The 21,197-nt window shown below is 67.2% G+C and carries 16 protein-coding genes; 9 read left to right on the forward strand and 7 right to left on the reverse strand.

The window, feature by feature from the left end:
* Positions 1-41 precede the first annotated feature (41 nt).
* On the forward strand, positions 42-1,667 hold the full coding sequence (locus AC07OH_RS10030) for a 4-hydroxyphenylacetate 3-hydroxylase family protein (protein ID WP_495300495.1): 1,626 nt from the start codon (positions 42-44) through the stop codon (positions 1,665-1,667).
* 10 nt (positions 1,668-1,677) lie between these two features.
* The gene (locus AC07OH_RS10035; RefSeq protein WP_495300496.1) at positions 1,678-2,478 is read left to right on the forward strand and encodes an alpha/beta hydrolase; all 801 of its coding nucleotides are present in this window, start codon (positions 1,678-1,680) and stop codon (positions 2,476-2,478) included.
* Between the two features lie 8 nt (positions 2,479-2,486).
* On the opposite strand, the gene AC07OH_RS10040 is transcribed toward AC07OH_RS10035, so the two are convergent.
* Positions 2,487-3,539 (reverse strand): PQQ-dependent sugar dehydrogenase, encoded by a 1,053-nt coding sequence (locus AC07OH_RS10040; protein WP_495300972.1) that lies wholly within the window; start codon positions 3,537-3,539, stop codon positions 2,487-2,489.
* 322 nt (positions 3,540-3,861) lie between these two features.
* On the opposite strand from AC07OH_RS10040, the gene AC07OH_RS10045 reads away from it, so the two are divergent.
* Positions 3,862-4,437, forward strand: a complete 576-nt coding sequence (locus AC07OH_RS10045; protein WP_489058409.1) for a C40 family peptidase — start codon at positions 3,862-3,864, stop codon at positions 4,435-4,437.
* Positions 4,438-4,525: 88 nt separating this feature from the next.
* Here the strand turns inward: AC07OH_RS10045 and lpdA are convergent, their stop codons facing one another.
* Genes lpdA through aceE form a run of 4 tightly spaced genes read right to left on the reverse strand, consistent with a single transcriptional unit; the run spans position 4,526 to position 11,367 of the window.
* Positions 4,526-6,346 carry a dihydrolipoyl dehydrogenase gene (gene lpdA, locus AC07OH_RS10050; RefSeq protein WP_495300497.1) on the reverse strand — a complete coding sequence of 607 codons (1,821 nt, stop codon included), beginning with the start codon at positions 6,344-6,346 and terminating at the stop codon, positions 4,526-4,528.
* The gene (locus AC07OH_RS10055; RefSeq protein WP_095745669.1) at positions 6,343-6,936 is read right to left on the reverse strand and encodes an Ntn hydrolase family protein; all 594 of its coding nucleotides are present in this window, start codon (positions 6,934-6,936) and stop codon (positions 6,343-6,345) included. The genes lpdA and AC07OH_RS10055 overlap by 4 nt, the downstream gene beginning before the upstream one ends.
* Positions 6,933-8,588 (reverse strand): dihydrolipoyllysine-residue acetyltransferase, encoded by a 1,656-nt coding sequence (aceF, locus tag AC07OH_RS10060; RefSeq protein ID WP_495300498.1) that lies wholly within the window; start codon positions 8,586-8,588, stop codon positions 6,933-6,935. The genes AC07OH_RS10055 and aceF overlap by 4 nt, the downstream gene beginning before the upstream one ends.
* Before the next feature lie 49 nt (positions 8,589-8,637).
* The gene (gene aceE / locus AC07OH_RS10065; protein WP_495300499.1) at positions 8,638-11,367 is read right to left on the reverse strand and encodes a pyruvate dehydrogenase (acetyl-transferring), homodimeric type; all 2,730 of its coding nucleotides are present in this window, start codon (positions 11,365-11,367) and stop codon (positions 8,638-8,640) included.
* Positions 11,368-11,550: 183 nt separating this feature from the next.
* Here aceE and AC07OH_RS10070 point away from each other — a divergent pair, with 183 nt between their 5' ends.
* From AC07OH_RS10070 to AC07OH_RS10090, 5 genes are all read left to right on the forward strand, one after another.
* Positions 11,551-14,091 (forward strand): PAS domain-containing sensor histidine kinase, encoded by a 2,541-nt coding sequence (locus AC07OH_RS10070; protein ID WP_056580072.1) that lies wholly within the window; start codon positions 11,551-11,553, stop codon positions 14,089-14,091.
* Positions 14,088-14,723 carry a response regulator transcription factor gene (locus AC07OH_RS10075; protein WP_099790122.1) on the forward strand — a complete coding sequence of 212 codons (636 nt, stop codon included), beginning with the start codon at positions 14,088-14,090 and terminating at the stop codon, positions 14,721-14,723. Before AC07OH_RS10070 ends, AC07OH_RS10075 begins: the two co-directional genes overlap by 4 nt.
* Positions 14,724-14,803: 80 nt before the next feature.
* Positions 14,804-15,655, forward strand: coding sequence for a bifunctional methylenetetrahydrofolate dehydrogenase/methenyltetrahydrofolate cyclohydrolase FolD (gene folD / locus AC07OH_RS10080; RefSeq protein ID WP_495300500.1), 852 nt, complete (start codon positions 14,804-14,806; stop codon positions 15,653-15,655).
* Positions 15,656-15,784: 129 nt separating this feature from the next.
* Entirely contained in the window at positions 15,785-17,830 is a 2,046-nt protein-coding gene (locus AC07OH_RS10085; RefSeq protein ID WP_495300501.1) for a M3 family metallopeptidase, read from the forward strand.
* 59 nt (positions 17,831-17,889) lie between these two features.
* A complete protein-coding gene (locus AC07OH_RS10090; protein ID WP_495300502.1) occupies positions 17,890-18,519 on the forward strand; it encodes a glutaredoxin family protein in 630 nt (209 codons plus the stop codon).
* 49 nt (positions 18,520-18,568) lie between these two features.
* On the opposite strand, the gene rpiA is transcribed toward AC07OH_RS10090, so the two are convergent.
* A complete protein-coding gene (gene rpiA / locus AC07OH_RS10095) occupies positions 18,569-19,273 on the reverse strand; it encodes a ribose-5-phosphate isomerase RpiA (RefSeq protein WP_492676694.1) in 705 nt (234 codons plus the stop codon).
* 40 nt (positions 19,274-19,313) lie between these two features.
* Here rpiA and AC07OH_RS10100 point away from each other — a divergent pair, with 40 nt between their 5' ends.
* On the forward strand, positions 19,314-20,393 hold the full coding sequence (locus AC07OH_RS10100; RefSeq protein ID WP_495300503.1) for a quinone-dependent dihydroorotate dehydrogenase: 1,080 nt from the start codon (positions 19,314-19,316) through the stop codon (positions 20,391-20,393).
* A 25-nt stretch (positions 20,394-20,418) separates the two neighbouring features.
* Here AC07OH_RS10100 and AC07OH_RS10105 read toward each other — a convergent pair whose 3' ends face one another.
* Positions 20,419-21,120 carry a phage holin family protein gene (locus tag AC07OH_RS10105; protein ID WP_495300504.1) on the reverse strand — a complete coding sequence of 234 codons (702 nt, stop codon included), beginning with the start codon at positions 21,118-21,120 and terminating at the stop codon, positions 20,419-20,421.
* Positions 21,121-21,197 lie beyond the last annotated feature (77 nt).

A 21,197-nucleotide genomic window follows, 5' to 3' on the forward strand; every position in this document is an offset into this window, starting at 1 on the left:
ACGGTCCAAAAAATCCCCACGAGCCCCTGGAGACAACACGCATGAATGCCCCGCCTTCCGACGCCCTCCTCATGTCCGGCGCCGACTACCGTGAATCGCTGCGCCGCTACACGCCCACCGTGTTCGTCGACGGCCGCCGCGTCGCCAGCGTGGCCGACGAGCCCGCCTTCCAGCCCGGCATCAACGCCATCGCCCTCACCTACGACCACGCGCTGAAGTCCGAGTACGCGCCGCTCATGACCGCCGTGCAGCACACCAGTGGCAAGCGGGTGAACCGGCTCTCGCACATCAACACGAGTTCGGGCGACCTGCTCAACAAGCTCGAGGCCGTGCGGCTGGTCTGCCAGGAAACCGGCTGCGCCCAGCGCTACCTGACACACGACGCGCTCAACGCCATCGCCCAGGTGTCGGCGCGCATCGACGACGCACGCGGCAGCACCGAGCACACCGCGCGCTTTCACGACTACCTGCACCGCATCCAGGACCAGGACCTGACCCTGGGCGTCGCCATGACCGACGCCAAAGGCGACCGCAGCCGCCGGCCACACGAGCAGGCGAACGTCGACAGCTACCTGCACGTGGTCGAGCGCAACGCGCGCGGTATCGTCATCTCGGGCACCAAGGCCATCGTGACCGGCGCGCCGTACGTACACGAACTGCTGGTCATGCCCTGCCGCAACATGGGCAAGGAAGACGCCGACTTCGCCGTCTGCTGCGCCGTGCCGCTCGATGCGCCCGGCCTCACCATCGTCGCGCGGCCGGCCGGGCGGCCCGGCGAGAAGCTCGAGCACGGCGACGCCCTGTTCAGCCGCAAGTACGGCCAGAGCACCGGCGTGTGCATGTTCGACCGCGTGTTCGTGCCGTGGGAGCGCGTGTTCTACGCCGACGAATGGGAGCATTCGGGCCACCTGACCTACAGCTACGCCACGCACCACCGCCACAGCTGCATCGCGGCCCGCGCCGGTTTCGGCGACCTGCTGATCGGCGCCGGCGCGCTGATGTGCGAGGCCAACGGATTCGACCCCGGCAAGGAAAGCCACCTGCGCGAGCAGATGGTCGAGCTCATCACCATCACCGAGAGCTTCTTTGCCTGCGGCGTGGCGGCCAGCGTCTACGGCAAGGCCGACGACCATTGCGAGGTCTTCATGCCCGACCCGGTGTTCAGCAACATCGGCAAGCTGCTGCTGGCCACCAAGATCTACGACATGCACCGCATCGCCCACTACGTGAGCGGCGGGCTCATCGTCACCCTGCCCGGCCCGGACGAGGACCACAACCCCGAGACCGCGGCGCGGCTGTCCGACGTGCTGCGCGCCAACCCCGCCATTCCCTACGAGCAGCGCATCGAGACGGCCCGCTTCATCGAAGACCTGACGGCCGGCTATCAGGGCGGCTGGTACAGCGTGATCAGCTTGCATGGCGGCGGCTCGCCGGCGGCGATGAAGCAGGAGATCTGGCGCAACTACCCGGTCGGCTCGAAGGTCGAGCTGGTGGAGCGGCTGCTCGAGCGCGGCATCGCAGCCGACGGCACGCCGGCCGCCGCGCCGCACGACCCGCACCGCGCCATCACGAAGAACCGCCAGCCCGGCAAGTGCTGCGACACCGGCTGCACCGTGCCGGGGCAACCCGTGATGGTCGACCTGCCGGTTCCGCTGTCGCGCGCCTAGACTCCGGCGGATGCAGACCTTGCCACTCCTGCGCCGCCGCCTCGCCCTGCTCCTCGGCACCGCCTCGCTGCTGCTGCTCGCCGGCTGCGGCGGGTTGCGCGCCGCCGAGGCGCCGCTGGCCACCACACTGGAAAAGAGCAGTTGCACCCGCAGCGCCGACACGCTGATCGTGCTGCTGCCCGGCGCCTACTCGGCGCCCGAGGAGTTCGTGCGCGAAGGCTTCATCGACGCGCTGAACGAGAGCCGGCTCGCGGTCGACACCCTGCGCGTCGATGCCCACATGGGCTACTACCGCAACAAGACCATCCTCGACCGGCTGGATCGGGACGTGATCGCACCGGCGCGCCGCCAGGGCTACAAGGCGATCTGGATCGCAGGCATCTCGGTCGGCGGTTTCGGCGGACTGCTGTATGCCCAGACGCACCCCGGCGACCTCGCCGGCCTGGTCGTGCTGGCGCCCTACCTGGGCGAACGCGTGCTGAGCCAGGACATCGCCAATGCCGGCGGCCTGTCGCACTGGCGCGGCCCGCTCGAAGCACCACCCGGCAGCGACCCACGCACGCCCAGCGACACGCAGCTATGGCAATGGCTGCGCGGCTACGTCGGCCACACCCGCACATTCGGCGACCGGCCGCCGCTGTACCTGGGCTACGCGCTCGACGACCGCTTCGCCTTCAGCCACCGGCTGCTGGCCGGTGCGTTGCCGGCGGAGCGCGTGGTCACGACCGAAGGCGGGCACGACTGGCCCGAGTGGCGGCGGCTCTGGCGCCGCCTGCTGCCGACGCTGCCGCTGCCGGGCTGCCCGGGCTGAGGCGTCGGTCAGTTCGGCCGCAGGCGCAGCAGCTTGCCGTCGGACTCGTCGGTGAGCACGTAGAGCAGGCCGTCCGGCCCCTGCTTCACGTCGCGGATGCGGGCCCGCCCGTCGGCCAGCAGCTTGTGCTCGACAACCACCTTGTCGTCCTTCAGTTCGATGCGGTCGAGATAGCCAAACTTCAGCGAGCCCACGAACAGGTTGCCCTTCCAGCCGGCGCCGTAGCGGTCGCTGGTGAGGAAGGCCATGCCCGAAGGCGCGATCGACGGCACCCAGTAATGCAGCGGCTGCGCCATGCCGTCCTTGCGGGTGATGCCCTCGCCGATCTTGCCGCCGCCGTAGTTCTCGCCATAAGTGATCACCGGCCAGCCGTGGTTGACGCCGGCACGCGGGATGTTGATCTCGTCGCCGCCCTGCGGGCCGTGCTCCGTCATCCAGAAGCGGCCGTCGGGCGCGAGCGTCGCGCCCTGGCTGTTGCGATGGCCGTAGCTCCAGATCTCGGGCAGCGCCCCCGGCTTGCCGACGAAGGGGTTGTCTTTCGGCACGCTGCCGTCCTTGGCGATGCGCACCACCTTGCCGTGGTGGTTGTCGAGCGTCTGCGCGTCGTCCTTGCGGCTGAAGCGGTCGCCGAGCGTGAAGAACAGGTTGCCGTCGCGGGCCTCGACGATGCGGCAGCCGAAGTGCGCGCGGCTCGCGACCTTCGGCTTCTGGCTGAAGATGACCTTCAGCGCCTCCAGCGCCGTGCCGTCGGCCGACAGGCGGGCGCGTGCGAGCGCGGTGCTGTTGGCAGATCCGCCGCCCGCCTCGGGTTCCGAATAGCAGAAGTACAGGGTGCGGTTCTGCGCGAAGCCGCTGTCGGCCAGCACGTCGAGCAGCCCGCCCTGCCCGCCCGCCGCGACGGGCGGCAGGCCCTGGATCGGCGCGCCCAGCTTGCCGTCGGCAGCCACCAGCCGCAGGCGGCCGGGCTTCTCGGTGACCACGAAACGGCCTTCCGGCAGGAAGGCGACGCCCCAGGGGCTCTCAAGACCGGAAGCGACGGTTTCGGCACGCACTTGCGCCATGGCCGCGCCAGCCAGGCCGTAACCCGCGAGCACCACGAGGCTTCCCAGGGAGCGACGAAAGGAGAAATTTCGCAAGTTCATGAAGATTTCCTGAATTTGAGGCCATCTTGACAACAAATGGAACGCACATGTCGACTTTTAAGACCACAAAGTCATATCGACCGAGACGTTTACATTCGAATCCTTATGCCGCATAAACGTTCACCGTTACATTTTTTCTTCCGACGGATCGAAAAAACACATGCAAATCAATGACTTACGAACGCATTCAACAATTCAGATTAAATTGACATAACTGCGCGTCATCAATATCCTACGCGCCATGCGTTTTTTCGTCCTACCCGTATCCCTCCTGTTCGCCGTGGCTGTCCACGCCGCCCCCCCTCAACAGGATCGATCGGATGAGATGGACCGAATCCTTGCCGAACGCGGCCTGGTCGGCCAGTTCCATCAGGTTCGCCAGACCGTCGCAGAGCGCACGTCCGACCTCGTCGTGACCGCCATCGGTTTCCTCGGCGTCCCCTACCGCCGCGGCGGCAACACCGCCGAATCCGGCTTCGACTGCAGCGGCTTCGTCCGCGCCATGTACAACCAGACGGTGGGCCACGTGCTCCCGCGCCGCGCCGAAGAGCAGGCCGCCGCCACCGAGAAGATCGACCGCAGCCAGCTCAAGCCCGGCGACCTCGTGTTCTTCAACACCATGCGCCGCACCTTCAGCCACGTCGGCATCTACGTCGGCGAAGGCAAGTTCATCCACTCCCCCCGCTCCGGCGCCCAGGTCCGTGTCGAAGACATGAACGGCAGCTACTGGCAGCGCCGCTTCGACGGCGCCCGCCGCGTGCTCAGCGGCCAGGGCGACGAGGTCAAGGCTGCGGCCATGGCCAACGCCAGCGACTGATTCGATTTCCCCGAATCCCGGACGAAAAAAATCCCGCCGCGGCGGGATTTTTTGTGGGCGCCAGTTCGGCACCCTTCTTATATGTCGCTCAGGCCTTCTTCGCCGGCGGCAGGTCCGTGCAGGTGCCGTGCGCCACTTCCGCCGCCATGCCGATGCTTTCGCCCAGCGTCGGGTGCGGGTGGATGGTCTTGCCGATGTCGATCTCGTCCGCGCCCATCTCGATGGCCAGCGCGATCTCGCCGATCATGTCGCCCGCGTGCGTGCCGACGATGCCGCCACCCAGGATGCGGTGCGTCTCGGCGTCGAACAGCAACTTGGTGAAGCCTTCGTCGCGGCCGTTGGCGATGGCACGGCCCGACGCGGTCCACGGGAAGTGGCCCTTCTTGACCTTGATGCCTTCGGCCTTGGCCTGGTCTTCCGTGAGGCCGACCCATGCCACCTCGGGGTCGGTGTAGGCCACGCTGGGGATCACGCGAGCGTTGAAGGCGGCGCTGGACAGCTCCTTGTCGCCCTTCTGCTCGCCAGCGATCACCTCGGCCGCCACGTGCGCCTCGTGCACCGCCTTGTGCGCCAGCATGGGCTGGCCCACGATGTCGCCGATAGCGAAGATGTGCGGCACGTTGGTGCGCATCTGGATGTCGACCGGAATGAAGCCACGGTCGCTCACCGTGATGCCGGCCTTCTCGGCGCCGATCTTCTTGCCGTTCGGGCTGCGGCCCACGGCCTGCAGCACGAGGTCGTACACCTGCGGTTCCTTCGGCGCGTTCTCGCCCTCGAAGGTGACCTTGATGCCTTCCTTCGTGGCTTCGGCGCCGACCGTCTTGGTCTTGAGCATGATGTTGTCGAAGCGCGGCGCGTTCATCTTCTGCCAGACCTTCACGAGGTCGCGGTCGGCGCCCTGCATGAGGCCGTCGAGCATTTCGACCACATCGAGGCGCGCGCCCAGCGTCGAGTACACCGTGCCCATCTCGAGGCCGATGATGCCGCCACCCAGCACCAGCATGCGCTTGGGGTCGGTGCCCATCTCGAGCGCACCGGTCGAGTCGACCACGCGCGGGTCCTTCGGCATGAAGGGCAGGCTCACCGATTGCGAACCGGCCGCGATGATCGCGTTGCGGAACTTGACGGTCTGCTTCTTGCCGGTGGTGTCCCAGCTCGTGCCGGAGGTCTCTTCGACTTCTAGGTGGTACGGGTCGATGAAGTTGCCGACGCCGCGCAGCACCGTCACCTTGCGCATCTTGGCCATGGCCGTGAGGCCGCCGGTGAGCTTGCCCACCACCTTGTTCTTGTGGCCGAGCAGCTTGGCGCGGTCGACCGTGGGCGCGGCGAAGCTCACGCCCAGGTCGGCGAAGTGCTTCACCTCGTCCATGACGGACGCCACGTGCAGCAGCGCCTTCGAGGGAATGCAGCCGACATTCAGGCACACGCCGCCGAGCGTGGCGTAGCGTTCGATCAGCACGACCTTCAGGCCGAGGTCGGCCGCGCGGAAGGCGGCCGAGTAGCCGCCGGGGCCGGCGCCGAGCACGACCACGTCGCACTCGACATCGACCTTGCCGCCGTAGCTGGACACCACCACGGACGCTGCCGCAGCAGGGGCCGGTGCGGCCGCCTTGGGCGCAGGCGCAGCTGCCGCCGGTGCGGGTGCAGCAGCCGGCGCGGCCGCAGCGGCCCCGTCGACCTCGAGCGTCAGCACGACCGAGCCTTCCTTGACCTTGTCGCCCACCTTCACGGCCAGCGACTTCACCACGCCGGCAGCCGACGACGGAATTTCCATCGAGGCCTTGTCCGATTCGACCGTGATGAGCGACTGCTCGGCCTTGACCGTGTCGCCGACGTTGACCAGCACCTCGATCACCGCGACTTCGTCGAAGTCGCCGATGTCCGGCACCTTGATGTGTTGTTCGCTCATTTGGACACTTTCAGTTTGAGTGTGAGAACGTCGGCCGGCAGGGCCGAATTGCGATCGAATTCGCAGGCGGCGGCGATGCCCGCCTCCGCCACGTCGCGCGCGTTGCGCGACTTGTTGTCATAGGCCGCGTGCATGGCGCCGAGCGCGAAGCTGCGTCCCGAGCCGATGGCCCAGTACTGCTTGAACTCGAACACCTCGCGGTAGCTGTAGATGCCGTAGATGCCGCTCGGGTTGGCCAGCAGCATGGTGAACTGGCTCGACTCGTAGGGCTCGTGCTCGTCTTCCTTGGTCTGCATGAAGAACGAGTCCTTCAGCACCGGATGCAGCTGCGTGAAGGTGTGGAACACCTCGTGCTTGCTGCCGAACTGCAGCGCCTCGCGCGGCTGGGCCGCCAGCGCATGCTGGAGCACCAGCTGGTGCGCGGCGGCGCCCGCCACCGCGAACAGGCTCTGGCCCGCGGCATCCTCGACGGTGAAGATCTTCTGGTTCGCTTCGGCGTTGTGCGACATGCGCGTGTCGCCGAAGGTCACCAGCGAATCGGCCGCCATCGTGACCTGGCCACCCTTTCGGACGGCCACAACCGTGGTCATAGCAGGATGCGACGGTAGTCCGCGAGCACCTGGCCCAGGTAGGCGTTGAAACGCGCAGCCAGGGCGCCGTCGATCACGCGGTGGTCGTACGACAGCGACAGCGGCAGCGTGAGACGCGGCACGAACTGCTTGCCGTCCCACACCGGCTTCATCTGGCCCTTGGAGAGGCCGAGGATGGCCACTTCGGGGGCGTTGATGATGGGCGTGAAGTGCGTGCCGCCGATGCCGCCGAGCGAGCTGATCGAGAAGCAACCGCCCTGCATGTCGGCCGAGCCGAGCTTGCCGTCGCGCGCCTTCTTGGCGAGTTCGCCCATCTCGGCGCTGATCTGCAGGATGCCCTTCTTGTCGGCATCCTTCAGCACCGGCACCACGAGCCCGTTGGGCGTGTCGGCCGCGAAGCCGATGTTGTAGTACTGCTTGTAGACGAGCTGGTCGCCGTCCAGGCTGGTGTTGAAGTCGGGGAATTTCTTCAGCGCCGCGACCACCGCCTTGATCACGAAGGCCAGCATCGTGACCTTGATGCCCGACTTCTCGTTCTCCTTGTTGGTGGAGACGCGGAAGGCTTCGAGCTCGGTGATGTCGGCTTCGTCGTTGTTGGTGACGTGCGGGATCATCACCCAGTTGCGGTGCAGGTTCGCGCCGCTGAGCTTCTTGATGCGCGACAGGTCCTTGCGCTCGACGGTGCCGAACTTCGTGAAGTCGACCTTCGGCCACGGGATGAGGCCCAGCGCCGCGCCGTCGCCACCACCACCGGCCGGCGCCTTGGCCGCCGAGGCCTTGGTGCTGGCCTGGCCGCTCATCACGGCCTTGGTGAAGTTCTGGACGTCTTCCTGCGTGATGCGGCCCTTGAGGCCGGAACCCTTGACCTCTTCGAGCGGCACGCCGAGTTCGCGTGCGAACTTGCGCACCGAGGGCGAGGCGTGCGGCAGGCTGCCGGTGGGGGCCGAGGTCGGCTGGTGGGCCGGGGCGGCTGCAGCAGGTGCTGCGGCGGACGGCGCAGGTGCGCTGGCGGTTGCAGCGGCGGGCGCGGCAGCCGCGGCCTGTGCCGGCGCGGGCGCCGGTGCGGCAGCCCCCGCGGCGCCTTCGAGCACCGCGATCAGGTCGCCGATGTTGACGGTGTCGCCGACCTTGACCTTGAGCTCCTTCAGCACGCCGGCGGCCGACGACGGGATTTCCATCGAGGCCTTGTCCGACTCCACCGTGATCAGCGACTGCTCGGCGGCGATGGTGTCACCCACCTTCACCAGCAGCTCGATGACCGCGACGTCCTTGAAGTCGCCGATGTCCGGCACCTTAATGTCGACCGGGCCCGAGGCCACCGGCGCGGCTGCGGCGGGCGCAGGCGCTGCAGCAACCGGAGCTGGTGCCGCGGCAGCAGGCGCAGCGGCCGGTGCCGGGGCGGCGGCAGCCGCGCCCTCGGCCTCGACCACCAGCACCACCGAGCCTTCCTTGACCTTGTCGCCCACGGCGACCTTGATTTCCTTGACCACACCGGCCGTGGACGACGGGATTTCCATCGACGCCTTGTCCGATTCGACCGTGATGAGCGACTGCTCGGCCTTGACCGTGTCGCCCACCTTCACGAGCACCTCGATCACCGCGACTTCATCGAAGTCGCCGATGTCGGGCACTTTCACTTCCACTGCTGCCATATCGTTGTCTCCCGCCGTCAGGCGCCGTTCGTTCGTTGGTTGTTGATGTTCAAGCGTAGAGCGGGTTGACCTTGTCGACATTGATGCCGTACTTCTTGATCGCTTCCACCACCTTGGCCACCGGCACGGTGCCATCTTCGCTCAGCGCCTTGAGCGCAGCCACCACGATGTAGTGACGATTGATTTCAAAATGCTCGCGCAGCTTGGCGCGGAAGTCGCTGCGACCGAACCCGTCGGTGCCCAGCACCTTGTAGGTGCGGCCCTTCGGCACGAACGGACGGATCTGCTCGGCGTAGGCCTTCATGTAGTCGGTTGACGCGATCACCGGGCCGGTCGAAGCACCGAGCTGCTCGGCCACGAAGGGCACGCGCGGCGTCTGGTCGGGGTGCAGCAGGTTCCAGCGGTCGGCGTCCTGGCCGTCGCGGGTCAGTTCGTTGAAGCTCGGGCAGCTCCACACCGAAGCCGACACGCCCCACTCCTTCTCGAGCAGCTCCTGCGCGGCAAAGCTCTCGCGCAGGATGGTGCCGCTGCCCAGCAGTTGCACGGTCGGCGCTTCTTTCGCGCCCTTGGCGGCCTTGACCACCGGGCCCTGCTTGGACAGGTACATGCCCTTGATGATCTGCTCTTCGGTGCCGGGCTGCAGGCCGGGCATCGCGTAGTTTTCGTTGAGCAGCGTCAGGTAGTAGTAGACGTTGTCCTGCTTCTCGACCATGCGCTTCAAGCCGTGGTGCAGGATCACGCCGACTTCGTGCGCGAAGGTCGGGTCGTAGCTCACGCAGTTCGGGATGGTGTTGGCCAGGATGTGGCTGTGGCCGTCTTCGTGCTGCAGGCCTTCGCCGTTCAGCGTGGTGCGTCCCGAGGTGCCGCCCAGCAGGAAGCCGCGGGCCTGCATGTCGCCGGCCGCCCAGGCCAGGTCGCCGATGCGCTGGAAGCCGAACATCGAGTAGTACACGTAGAACGGCACCATGATGCGGTTGTTCGTGCTGTACGACGTGGCCGCCGCGATCCAGCTGGACATGCCGCCGGCTTCGTTGATGCCCTCTTGCAGGATCTGGCCGGCCTTGTCTTCCTTGTAGTACATGACCTGGTCCTTGTCGACCGGGGTGTACTGCTGACCGTGCGGGTTGTAGATGCCGATCTGGCGGAACAGGCCTTCCATGCCGAAGGTGCGGGCCTCGTCCACCAGGATGGGCACGACGCGCGGGCCCAGGGCCTTGTCGCGCAGCAGCTGCGTGAGGAAGCGCACGTAGGCTTGCGTGGTCGAGATCTCGCGGCCTTCGGCCGTGGGCTCCATCACCGCCTTGAAGGTGTCGAGCGAGGGCACCGTGAAGCTCTCGTCGGCCTTGACGCGGCGGTGCGGCAGGTAGCCGCCCAGGGCCTTGCGGCGCTCGTGCAGGTAGCGCATTTCCGGCGTGTCGTCGGCCGGCTTGTAGAACGGCAGCTCGGCGATCTGGCTGTCGGGAATCGGGATGTTGAAGCGGTCGCGGAAGGCCTTGATGTCCTCGTCGCCGAGCTTCTTGGTCTGGTGGACCGTGTTCTTGCCTTCGCCGATCTTGCCCATGCCGAAGCCCTTGACGGTCTTGACGAGCAGCACGGTGGGCTGGCGCTTGTGGTTCTGGGCGGCGTGGAAGGCGGCATACACCTTCTGCGAGTCGTGGCCGCCGCGCTGCAGGTTCCAGACCTCGTCGTCGGTCAGGTGCTCGACCATCTTCAGCGTGCGCGGATCGCGGCCGAAGAAGTTCTTGCGCACGTAGGCGCCGTCGTTGGCCTTGAACGACTGGTAGTCGCCGTCGTTGCACTCCATCATGATCTTGCGCAGCGCGCCGTCATGGTCCTTCTCGAGCAGGGCATCCCAGCCCTTGCCCCAGATGAGCTTGATGACGTTCCAGTTGGCGCCGCGGAACTCGCCTTCGAGCTCCTGGATGATCTTGCCGTTGCCGCGCACCGGGCCGTCCAGGCGCTGCAGGTTGCAGTTGATGACGAAGATCAGGTTGTCGAGGTTCTCGCGCGCGGCCAGGCCGATGGCGCCCAGCGATTCGACTTCGTCCATTTCGCCGTCGCCGCAGAACACCCAGACCTTGCGGTTCTCGGTGTTGGCGATGCCGCGGGCGTGCAGGTACTTCAGGAAGCGCGCCTGGTAGATCGCCATCAGCGGGCCCAGGCCCATCGACACCGTGGGGAACTGCCAGAACTCGGGCATCAGCTTGGGGTGCGGGTAGCTCGACAGGCCCTTGCCGTCCACTTCCTGGCGGAAGTTGAGCAGCTGGTCTTCGGAGAGGCGGCCTTCCAGGTAGGCGCGGGCATAGATGCCGGGCGACACGTGACCCTGGATGTACAGCAGGTCGCCGCCGTGGTTTTCGCTCTCGGCGTGCCAGAAGTGGTTGAAGCCGGCGCCGAACATGCTGGCCAGCGAGGCGAAGGAGCCGATGTGGCCGCCCAGGTCACCGCCTTCGGGCGGGTGGATGCGGTTGGCCTTGACCACCATGGCCATGGCGTTCCAGCGCATGTAGGCGCGCAGGCGCTGTTCGATCTCGAGGTTGCCGGGGCTGCGGGCTTCCACGCCCGGCTCGATGGTGTTCACGTAGCCGGTGTTGGCCGAGAACGGCATGTCGACGCTGTTCTGGCGCGCATGTTCGAGCAGTTGTTCGAGCAGGAAGTGCGCCCGCTCGGGCCCTTCGCTCTGGATGACGGAAGACAGTGCATCCATCCATTCACGCGTCTCCTGGGCGTCCGCATCGTTTGCGGCCGAGCCGAACAGGTTCTCGGGATTTGCCGACATGCTTGTCTCTCCTTTTAGGGCTGTGGCTGTAATTTAGTGCGCTGGGCACCGAGCGCGCCGGAGTTTCGCATAGAAGTTTCCCTATTTCAAATAGTGCTTGTTGATTTCTTATTATGAAATATCAAGGAGGCACGTCCCCGGCAGGGCCTCTTGCCTGAGAGGGCCATCACCTAAACTCCGCCCATGCCCCTTTCCTCCCCGCTCGCGGTCGCCCGCAGTGCCGTCAAAGCCTCGCCGCTGTCCTGGTGGCGCACGTGGTGGCGCAAGCAGACACCCGTGCTGCAGGACGCCGTCGCGATGCTCGCGCCGATGGCGGCCGTGCTGTTGTTTCTCGCGGCCATCGTGTCGGCGTTCTGGTACCTGCGCTCCGAAGAAGTCGAGCGCGAGCAGGAGTCGGTGCGGCGCGATGTCGAGTACGCGCAACAGCGCATGCGACTTCGCCTGCTGGAGCGGCAGGAACAGCTGATGCGCATTGCGCGCGATGCCTCCAACCGCGAGATCGATCCGGTCGAGTTCACGAGCCGCGCCGAGTCGCTCGTGAGCCAGTTCCCCGAGCTGCAGACCATCAGCTGGATCGACGACCGCCGTCGTTTCAAGGCCGGCTATGCCGCGCCCAGCGTGCATCCGGCGCAACAGCACCTGATCGGCGACGTGCTGCGCCCCGGCGACATCGAAAGCAACTATGCGCTGGCGCGCGAGCTGCGCCAGCCGGTGTACTCGCAGCCCGTGGCCGGCGGCGAACCGGCCGCGATGCTGCAGCTACACATTCCGCTGTTCGACCAGGGCCTGTTCGCCGGCGTGGTGCTCGGCGAGTTCTCGATCGACGGCCTGCTGCGCTACGGCATGCCCTCCGAGGTGCAGGCGCGTTACGCCGTCTCGCTGCTCGACGCCAAGGGCAACGTGATCGCCGGCAACACCACGCCGCTGAAGAACAGCGGCACCCGCCTGCTGCCCTGGACCGAAGCCACCAACGAATACGAAGTGCCGGTGTCGCCCGTGGGCAACGCGCTGATGCTGCGCGCGCAGGCCTACCGCACCTCGCAGGGCGTGGTGGGCAACGGACTCTTCTGGCTCGTGTGCGCCCTCAGCGTGATGACCAGCTGGATGCTGATCGGCACCTGGCGCCACACGCGCCGCCGCCTGCAGGCGCAGCAGCGGCTGGTGGCCGAAACCAACTTCCGCCGTGCGATGGAAAACTCCATGCTCACCGGCATGCGCGTGCTCGACCTGCAAGGCCGCATCACCTACGTGAACGCCGCGTTCTGTGCCATGACGGGCTGGAGCGAGGACGAACTGGTCGGCCAGACGCCGCCTTTCCCTTACTGGCTCGAATCCGACCGCGAGGTGATGAACGAGCGCCTCGAAGAAGAGCTGCACGGCCGCGCCCTGCCCGGCGGCTTCCAGGTGCGCGTGAAGCGCAAGAACGGCAGCGTGTTCAACGCCCGCCTGTACGTGTCGCCGCTGATCGACGCGCGCGGCCACCAGACCGGCTGGATGACGTCGATGACCGACATCACCGAGCCGACGCGCATCCGCGAGCAGCTGTCCGCCTCGTACGAACGCTTCACCACCGTGCTCGAAGCGCTCGACGCCGCCGTGTCGGTGGCGCCCATCGGCAGCGAGGAGCTGCTGTTCGCCAACAAGCTGTACCGCCTGTGGTTCGGTTCCGACACCGTGGGCCACCTGGGCATGGTGGCGCAGGCCGGCGTGCCGCCGTCGAACGCGCACGACGAAGGCCTGGACGACGTCGACCCCTACGCCGGCCTGCCGATCGACACCCTGACCGCCGCCCAGACCGCGAACAACGAGATCTTCGTGCCGCACCTGGGCAAGTGGCTCGAGGTGCGCTCGCGCTACCTGACCTGGGTCGACGGCCGCCTCGCGCAACTGGTGATCGCCACCGACATCACGCCGCGCCGCGACGCCGAAGAGCAGGCCGCCGCGCAGGCCGACAAGGCCCAGGCCGCGAGCCGCCTGATCACCATGGGCGAGATGGCGTCCAGCGTGGCGCACGAACTCAACCAGCCGCTGACGGCCATCGCCAACTACTGCAACGGGATGATGTCGCGCATCAAGGGGCAGACGATCGACAACGACGCCCTGCTTGCCGCGCTCGAGAAGACCTCGAAGCAGGCGCAGCGCGCAGGCCAGATCATCCAGCGCATCCGCTCCTTCGTGAAGCGCAGCGAACCCAACCGCACGCCGGCCGACGTCGCCACCATGGTGAGCGAGGCGGTCGAACTCGCGGGCATCGAGCTGCGCCGGCGCAACGTGCGCCTGAACCACTACGTGGCCGCGCGGCTGCCGGTGGTGCGCGTCGACCCGATCCTCATCGAGCAGGTGATGGTCAACCTGCTGAAGAACGCGGCCGAATCCATCGACATCGCCGACCGCCCGCTGGCGCGCCGCAGCGTCGAATTGCGCGTGCTGCCCAAGGTGATCGAGGGGCAAAATGCCATCGAGTTCTCGGTGCAGGACACGGGCAAGGGCCTCTCGCCCGAGGTCATGGACCGGCTCTACGAGGCCTTCTTCTCCACCAAGCCCGAAGGCATGGGCATCGGGCTCAACCTGTGCCGCACCATCGTCGAGTCGCACCGCGGCCGGATGCAGGCGGAGAACATCTACAATGGCCCGGATGTGATCGGATGCCGTTTTTCCTTCTGGATTCCGGTGTTGGACGCTATCAGTTCCGTAGCAAGCGACGAGGCAAAGGTACCTGCATGAGTTTGATTCCGAAGAAGGGCACGGTCTATGTCGTCGATGACGACGAAGCCGTCCGCGATTCACTGCAATGGCTGCTCGAAGGCAAGGACTACAGAGTCCGCTGTTTCGAGTCCGCCGAATCCTTTCTCTCCCGATACGACCCGCGCGAAGTCGCCTGTCTGATCGTCGATATCCGCATGGCCGGCATGACCGGCCTCGAATTGCAGGATCGACTGATCGAACGGCGCTCTCCGTTGCCGATCGTGGTCATCACCGGCCACGGCGACGTGCCGATGGCGGTCGACAGCATGAAGAAGGGCGCGATGGATTTCATCCAGAAGCCCTTCAACGACGAAGAGCTGGTGTCGCTGGTCGAGCGCATGCTCGAACACGCACGCGGCGCCTTCACGCAGCACCAGCAGTCGGCCAGCCGCGACGCGTTGCTGTCCAAGCTCACCGGCCGCGAGGCGCAAGTGCTCGAGCGCATCGTCGCCGGCCGCCTGAACAAGCAGATCGCCGACGACCTGGGCATCAGCATCAAGACGGTGGAGGCGCACCGCGCCAACATCATGGAAAAGCTCAACGCCAACACCGTGGCCGATCTGCTCAAGATCGCGCTCGGGCAAGCGGCCCCCACGGCCAAGGCCTCCTGAGCCGCAGCTATCCCGCCGATAGCCACGCACCTTCCCCACGCCTGCGCAAGCGGGCGTTTTTACTTGGAAAATCAAAACCGATGACCGCCCAACTGATCGACGGCAACGCCCTCGCCAAAACCATCCGCGCCGAGGTGTCCGGCCGCACCGCTGCGCTGAAGGCTCGCGGCGTGAACCCGGCCCTGTCCATCATTTTGGTGGGCAGCGATCCGGCGAGCCAGGTCTACACCAAGCACAAGGTCAACGACAGCACCGAGACCGGCCTCGCGGCCACGCTCGAGACCTACCCCGCCGACCTGAGCGAGGCCGACCTGCTGGCGCGCATCCGTGCCCTCAACGACGACCCGAAGGTGCACGGCATCCTCGTTCAATTGCCATTGCCCAAGCACATGGACAGCCAGAAGGTCATCGAGACCATCTCGCCCGCCAAGGACGTCGACGGCTTCCACGTGGCCAGCGCCGGCGCGCTGATGACCGGCGCCCCGGGCTTCTGGCCCTGCACGCCGCACGGCTGCATGAAGATGCTCGAATCGATCGGCTACGACCTGCGCGGCAAGCACGCCGTGGTCATCGGCCGCAGCAACATCGTCGGCAAGCCGATGGCCATGATGCTGCTCGCCAAGAGCGCCACCGTGACCATCTGCCACAGCGCCACCCAGGACCTGGGTGCGATCACGCGCCAGGCCGACGTGATCGTCGCCGCCGTGGGCAAGCTCGACCTGCTGACCGCCGACATGGTGAAGCCCGGCGCGGTCGTCATCGATGTGGGCATGAACCGCAAGGCCGACGGCAAGCTGGCCGGCGACATCGATTTCGACGGCGTGAAGGAAGTGGCCGGCTGGATCACCCCCGTGCCCGGCGGCGTCGGCCCCATGACGCGCGCCATGCTTCTGGTCAACACCCTTGAAGCGGCCGAACGCGCCGCAAGATAAGAACCACCCCGTTGTTGGCTCACTGCGTGTAGCCGCCTCCCCCTCAAGGGGCACCACCGGCGGCCCGGCAAAGCCGGTTCCGCGGTGGTTCCCGAAATGGCTTCGCTACGCTCGCCCAGGATCTTTCACATGACCAATCCGCTCCTCGACTTCACCGACCTCCCCCTGTTCGACCGCATCAAGCCCGAACACGTGTCGCCCGCGGTCGACGCGCTGCTGGCCGATGCCGAGGCCGCGCTGCAGACGGTGACGGCGCCCGAATTCCCGGCCGACTGGCTCGCGATCTCGAAGGTGCTCGACGTGGCCTCCGAACGCTTCAGCCGCGCCTGGGGCGCTGTCGGTCACCTCAACGCCGTGGCCGACACGCCCGAGCTGCGCGCCGCCTACAACGAGGCCATGCCGCGCGTGACCGCCTTCTGGACCCGGCTGGGCTCCGACGAGCGCCTGTACGCCAAGTACAAGGCCATCGACCCGGCCACGCTCAACCCCGAGCAGCGCCAGGCGCACAAGAATGCCGTGCGCAACTTTGTGCTCGGCGGCGCCGAGCTGCAGGGCGAGGCCAAGCAGCGCTTTGCCGACATCCAGGAACGCCAGGCCGAACTGAGCCAGAAGTTCAGCGAGAACGCGCTCGACGCCACCGACGCCTTCGCGCACTACGCGCAGCTCGGTGAACTCGACGGCGTGCCCGAAGACGTGGTGAGCGCCGCGCGCGCGGCCGCCGAGGCCGAAGGCAAGCAGGGCTACAAGCTCACGCTCAAGATGCCCTGCTACCTGCCGGTGATGCAGTTCGCCAAGAGCAGCGCACTGCGCGAAACCCTGTACCGCGCCTACGTCACGCGCGCCAGCGAACTCGGCGATCCGAAGTTCGACAACACCGCACTCATCACCGAGATCCTCGCGCTGCGCGAGGAAGAGTCGAAGCTGCTGGGCTACAAGAACTTCGGCGAACTCTCGGTCGTGCCCAAGATGGCCGAATCGCCCGAGCAGGTCGTCAAGTTCCTGCGCGACCTCGCCGCCAAGGCCAAGCCCTACGGTGAGCGCGACCTGGCCGACCTGCGCGCCTTCGCTTCCGAACAGTTGAACCTCGTCGACCCGCAGGCCTGGGACTGGACCTACGTCGGCGAGAAGCTCAAGGAAGCGCGCTACGCCTTCAGCGAACAGGAGGTGAAGCAGTACTTCCCCGCGCCCAAGGTGATGGCGGGCCTGTTCAAGATCGTCGAGACGCTGTTCGAGGTGTCGATCCGCCGCGACAGCGCGCCCACCTGGCACCCGAGCGTCGAGTTCTACCGCATCGAACGTGGCGGCCAGAAGGTCGGCCAGTTCTACCTCGACCCTTCCGCCCGCGCCGCCAAGCGCGGCGGCGCCTGGATGGACGACGTGCGCGCCCGCTGGCTGCGCCCCGACGACGGCCTGTTGCAGACGCCGGTCGCGCAGCTGGTGTGCAACTTCGCCAGCGGTGTCGACGGCAAGCCGCCGCTGCTCACGCACGACGACGTGACCACCCTCTTCCACGAGTTCGGCCACGGCCTGCATCACATGCTCACGCAGGTGAACGAGCGCGACGTGTCGGGCATCAGCGGCGTCGAGTGGGATGCGGTCGAACTGCCGAGCCAGTTCATGGAGAACTTCTGCTGGGAGTGGGACGTGCTCGCCCACATGACGGCCCACGTCGACACCGGCGAGCCGCTGCCGCGCGCCCTCTTCGACAAGATGACCGCCGCCAAGAACTTCCAGAGCGGGCTGCAGACGCTGCGCCAGATCGAGTTCTCGCTGTTCGACATGCTGCTGCACACCGAGCACCAAGCCGCCGCCCAGCCGGGCGCCGTGATGGCGCTGCTCGGCCAGGTGCGCGCCGAGGTGGCCGTGATGCCCTCGCCGCCCTTCAGCCGCACGCCGAACACCTTCAGCCACATCTTCTCGGGCGGCTACGCGGCCGGCTACTACAGCTACAAGTGGGCCGAGGTGCTGAGCGCCGACGCCTACGCGGCCTTCGAGGAAACCGTGGGCGCCGACGGCGAGCCGAACATCGAGACCGGCCGCCGATACCGCCAGGCCATCCTGGAGGCCGGCGGCAGCCGCAGCGCCATGGATTCGTTCAAGGCCTTCCGCGGCCGCGAGCCGCAGCTTGATGCGCTGCTGCGACATCAGGGCATGGCTCAGGCACAGCCCGCTTGATACGGCGCTGAAGCTTGCGATACTCGGGAGATATGTATCCGACTTTTTACAAACTCCCGATGCGCGGCCTGATCGGCCTGGTCCTCGTGCTGTCGACTGCCAGCGTGCTGGCGCAGGCGGTCTACCGCCAGGTCGACAAGAACGGCAAGGTCACGTTCTCGGACCAGCCCCCCGTCGTCACCAACGCGCCGACGGGTGGGCCCCAGCCGGCCGGCGTCAACGCGCCGACCAACAGCGGGCTTCCCTACGAACTGCGCCAGGTGGCACAGCGCTACCCCGTCACGCTGTACAGCGGCGAAAGCTGCGGCCCCTGCAACGAGGCGCGCACGCTGCTCACCACGCGCGGCATTCCCTTCGAGGAACGCACCATCAAGAGCAACGAGGACGTCGACGCCCTGCAGCGCCTGAGCGGACAGAACGCGCTGCCGCTGCTGACCGTCGGATCGCAGCAGCTCAAGGGTTTCTCGGATGTGGAATGGTCGCGCTACCTCGATGCGGCCGGCTATCCCAAGAGCAACAGCCTGCCCCCGGGCTACCGTCCGCCCGCCGCGCGTCCGCTCGTTGCGCAGCAGGCACCGGCGGCGGCTGCGCCCCGTGCGACCGACACGCCCCTGCAGCCGCCGAACCCCGCGCCGGCACCGCCTTCGAACGCACCGGGCCCGAACAACCCGGCCGGCATCAAGTTCTAGGAACGACGGGGGCCGCGCCCCCGTACTCCCCGTGCTGCATCGCCGCCGTTCAGCCGGCGAACTGCAACGTCTTCACGCCCGACGCCGTGCCCAGCAGGCACACGTCGGCCTTCTGGTGGGCGAAGACCCCCACCGTCACCACGCCCGGCCACTGGCTCACTTCGGATTCGAAGGCGCGCGGGTCGGTGATCCGCAAGCCGGTCACGTCGACGATGTGCTGGCCGTTGTCGGTCACCAGCGGCAGGCCGTCTTTTTCGCGCACCTGGGCGATGCCGCCCAGGCTGGCGAACTGACGCATCACGCGGCGCACCGCCATCGGGATCACTTCCACCGGCAGCGGAAACGCGCCGAGCGTCTCGACCAGCTTGGAGGCGTCGGCGATGCAGACGAAGCGCTTGGACTGCGCCGCGACGATCTTCTCGCGCGTGAGCGCCGCGCCGCCGCCCTTCACCATGAAGCCCCGGTGGTCGATCTCGTCGGCGCCGTCGATGTAGACGGCCAGTTCTTCCACCTCGTTGCTGTCGAACACCGGGATGCCCAGCGCGCGCAGACGTTCGGTGGAAGCAACGGAGCTGGAGACCGCGCCCTTGATCTCGTCCTTGATCGTGGCCAGCGCGTCGATGAACTTGTTGACCGTGGAGCCGGTGCCCACGCCGACGATCTCGCCCTTGACCACGTAGGCCAGCGCGGCAAGGCCGACCTGGGCCTTGAGTTCATCCTGGGAAAGAGGGGTTGGGGAGGCGGGTGCGGTCATCGCGGAGAATCCTTGGCTCATTGAAGTCGAGAATTATCCGATGCCCCTGCTGTTGCCCTCTTCGCTCTATGGCCTGGCCCGCCCTTTTCTGTTCGGTTTCGACCCCGAGCACGCCCATGAAATCACCCTCGACGGGCTGGCCCGCACACAGAACACGCCATTGGCCTGCGCCTACGCGGCGACGCGCGTCGAAGACCCGATCCAGCTGGCAGGCCTGAATTTCCCCAACCGCGTCGGCCTGGCCGCCGGACTGGACAAGAACGCACGCTGCATCGACGCCTTCGCGGCCATGGGCTTCGGTTTCGTCGAGGTTGGCACCGTCACGCCCAAGGGCCAGCCCGGCAACCCGAAGCCGCGTATGTTCCGCCTGCCGCAGCGCGACGCACTGATCAACCGCCTCGGCTTCAACAACGAAGGGCTCGACGCCTTCCTGGCCAACGTGCAGAAGGCGCGCTTTCGCAAGCAGGCCAGCGGCGGCAAGTCGCCCATGCTGCTGGGCCTGAACATCGGCAAGAACGCGGCCACGCCGATCGAGCGCGCGGTGGACGACTACCTGGCCTGCCTGGACGGTGTCTACCCGCATGCGGACTACGTGACGATCAACATCTCGAGCCCCAACACGACCAACCTGCGCTCGCTGCAAAGCGACGAAGCGCTCGACGCGCTGCTGGGCGCCGTGGCCGAGCGGCGTGAAGCGCTGGCCACGCGCCACGCCAAGCGCGCGCCGCTGTTCGTGAAGATCGCCCCCGACCTCGACGACGCCCAGGTCGCGGTGATCGCCGCCACGCTGCAGCGCCACGGCATGGACGGCGTGATCGCCACCAACACCACGCTCGCGCGCGACGCGGTGGCAGGCCTGCCGCACGCGCAGGAAGCCGGCGGCCTCTCGGGCGCGCCGGTGCGCGAAGCCAGCAACCGCGTGATCGCGCAACTGCGCGCGGCGCTGGGCAAGGACTTTCCGATCATCGGGGTGGGCGGCATCCTGAGTGCGGCGGATGCCAAGGCCAAGATCGCCGCGGGCGCGGACGTGGTGCAGATCTACACCGGCCTGATCTATCGCGGCCCCGGGCTGGTCCGCGAAACGGCCCAGGCGCTGCAGCAGGATCGCCGCAAGGCCTGAGCCGGTTCTTCGTGCTGCCGGTGGCTCAGCGCATGCGCCAGAGCACCGGCGCAATGACCGTGGCCCAGCGCAGCAGCCGCCTCGGGCGGATCACCGCCACGGCCGCAGCGGCGACAACCCCGGCAGCCACCGGGTGCTCGCGTGCAATGCGCAACGCCGTGGCCGCAGCCGACTCGTTCGCAGGCTCGCCCGAGGCCGGCTGCGTTTCGCGGCCGCCCTGCAGGGTGGCGATGCGCTCGCGCTGACGGTCCATGCGGGCCAGCAGCTCTTCGCGCGTGGCGGGGCGCGGCGGGCGCGGTGCTTCGTCGTCCAGCTCCGGGTCCTTGCCGAGGTTGAAACGGTCCTGGACCCAGGCCCAGTCGCGCTCGAACTCCTGAAAGGTCGGAACGAAGCTGTTGGAAGCATTGCTCAGGCTGCGCATCAGGCCGATGACGGCCGCCAGCCACAGCACCACCCAGACACCGGCCACCACCCAGGCGGCGGTGACGCGGTACGGCGTGTCCCAGTAATGCACGACCACCGCCATCGAGAGCAGCGCCACCGCGACGGTGGTCAGCCCCAGCACGGCGACGACCAGGACGAGGGTCAGCTTCAGGCGCTGCTTCTCGTCCTCCCAGGCCATGCGCAGCAACTGCACCCGGTCCTCGGCCGCCAGCGCACCTTCGGCGGCGGCGATGCGCAACCGGCGGATGCGGGCATCGAGCCCGAACAGGGACAGCAGTCTCATGCGCCGCCTCCGCCCTCACCGGCCACAGCGTGGCGACGGCGAACGAAGGGATGGCGGTGCGCGCTCAGGCCGGTGCA

The organism is Variovorax sp. GW821-FHT10C12, from assembly GCF_059415405.1.

Bases quoted from the DNA above. Each gene is read 5' to 3' on its own strand.
- AC07OH_RS10030 (WP_495300495.1), top strand. From the start codon at position 42: ATGAATGCCCCGCCTTCCGACGCCCTCCTCATGTCCGGCGCCGACTAC.
- AC07OH_RS10035 (WP_495300496.1), top strand. From the start codon at position 1,678: ATGCAGACCTTGCCACTCCTGCGCCGCCGCCTCGCCCTGCTCCTCGGC.
- AC07OH_RS10040 (WP_495300972.1), bottom strand. From the start codon at position 3,539: ATGGCGCAAGTGCGTGCCGAAACCGTCGCTTCCGGTCTTGAGAGCCCC.
- AC07OH_RS10045 (WP_489058409.1), top strand. From the start codon at position 3,862: ATGCGTTTTTTCGTCCTACCCGTATCCCTCCTGTTCGCCGTGGCTGTC.
- lpdA (WP_495300497.1), bottom strand. From the start codon at position 6,346: ATGAGCGAACAACACATCAAGGTGCCGGACATCGGCGACTTCGACGAA.
- AC07OH_RS10055 (WP_095745669.1), bottom strand. From the start codon at position 6,936: ATGACCACGGTTGTGGCCGTCCGAAAGGGTGGCCAGGTCACGATGGCG.
- aceF (WP_495300498.1), bottom strand. From the start codon at position 8,588: ATGGCAGCAGTGGAAGTGAAAGTGCCCGACATCGGCGACTTCGATGAA.
- aceE (WP_495300499.1), bottom strand. From the start codon at position 11,367: ATGTCGGCAAATCCCGAGAACCTGTTCGGCTCGGCCGCAAACGATGCG.
- AC07OH_RS10070 (WP_056580072.1), top strand. From the start codon at position 11,551: ATGCCCCTTTCCTCCCCGCTCGCGGTCGCCCGCAGTGCCGTCAAAGCC.
- AC07OH_RS10075 (WP_099790122.1), top strand. From the start codon at position 14,088: ATGAGTTTGATTCCGAAGAAGGGCACGGTCTATGTCGTCGATGACGAC.
- folD (WP_495300500.1), top strand. From the start codon at position 14,804: ATGACCGCCCAACTGATCGACGGCAACGCCCTCGCCAAAACCATCCGC.
- AC07OH_RS10085 (WP_495300501.1), top strand. From the start codon at position 15,785: ATGACCAATCCGCTCCTCGACTTCACCGACCTCCCCCTGTTCGACCGC.
- AC07OH_RS10090 (WP_495300502.1), top strand. From the start codon at position 17,890: ATGCGCGGCCTGATCGGCCTGGTCCTCGTGCTGTCGACTGCCAGCGTG.
- rpiA (WP_492676694.1), bottom strand. From the start codon at position 19,273: ATGACCGCACCCGCCTCCCCAACCCCTCTTTCCCAGGATGAACTCAAG.
- AC07OH_RS10100 (WP_495300503.1), top strand. From the start codon at position 19,314: ATGCCCCTGCTGTTGCCCTCTTCGCTCTATGGCCTGGCCCGCCCTTTT.
- AC07OH_RS10105 (WP_495300504.1), bottom strand. From the start codon at position 21,120: ATGAGACTGCTGTCCCTGTTCGGGCTCGATGCCCGCATCCGCCGGTTG.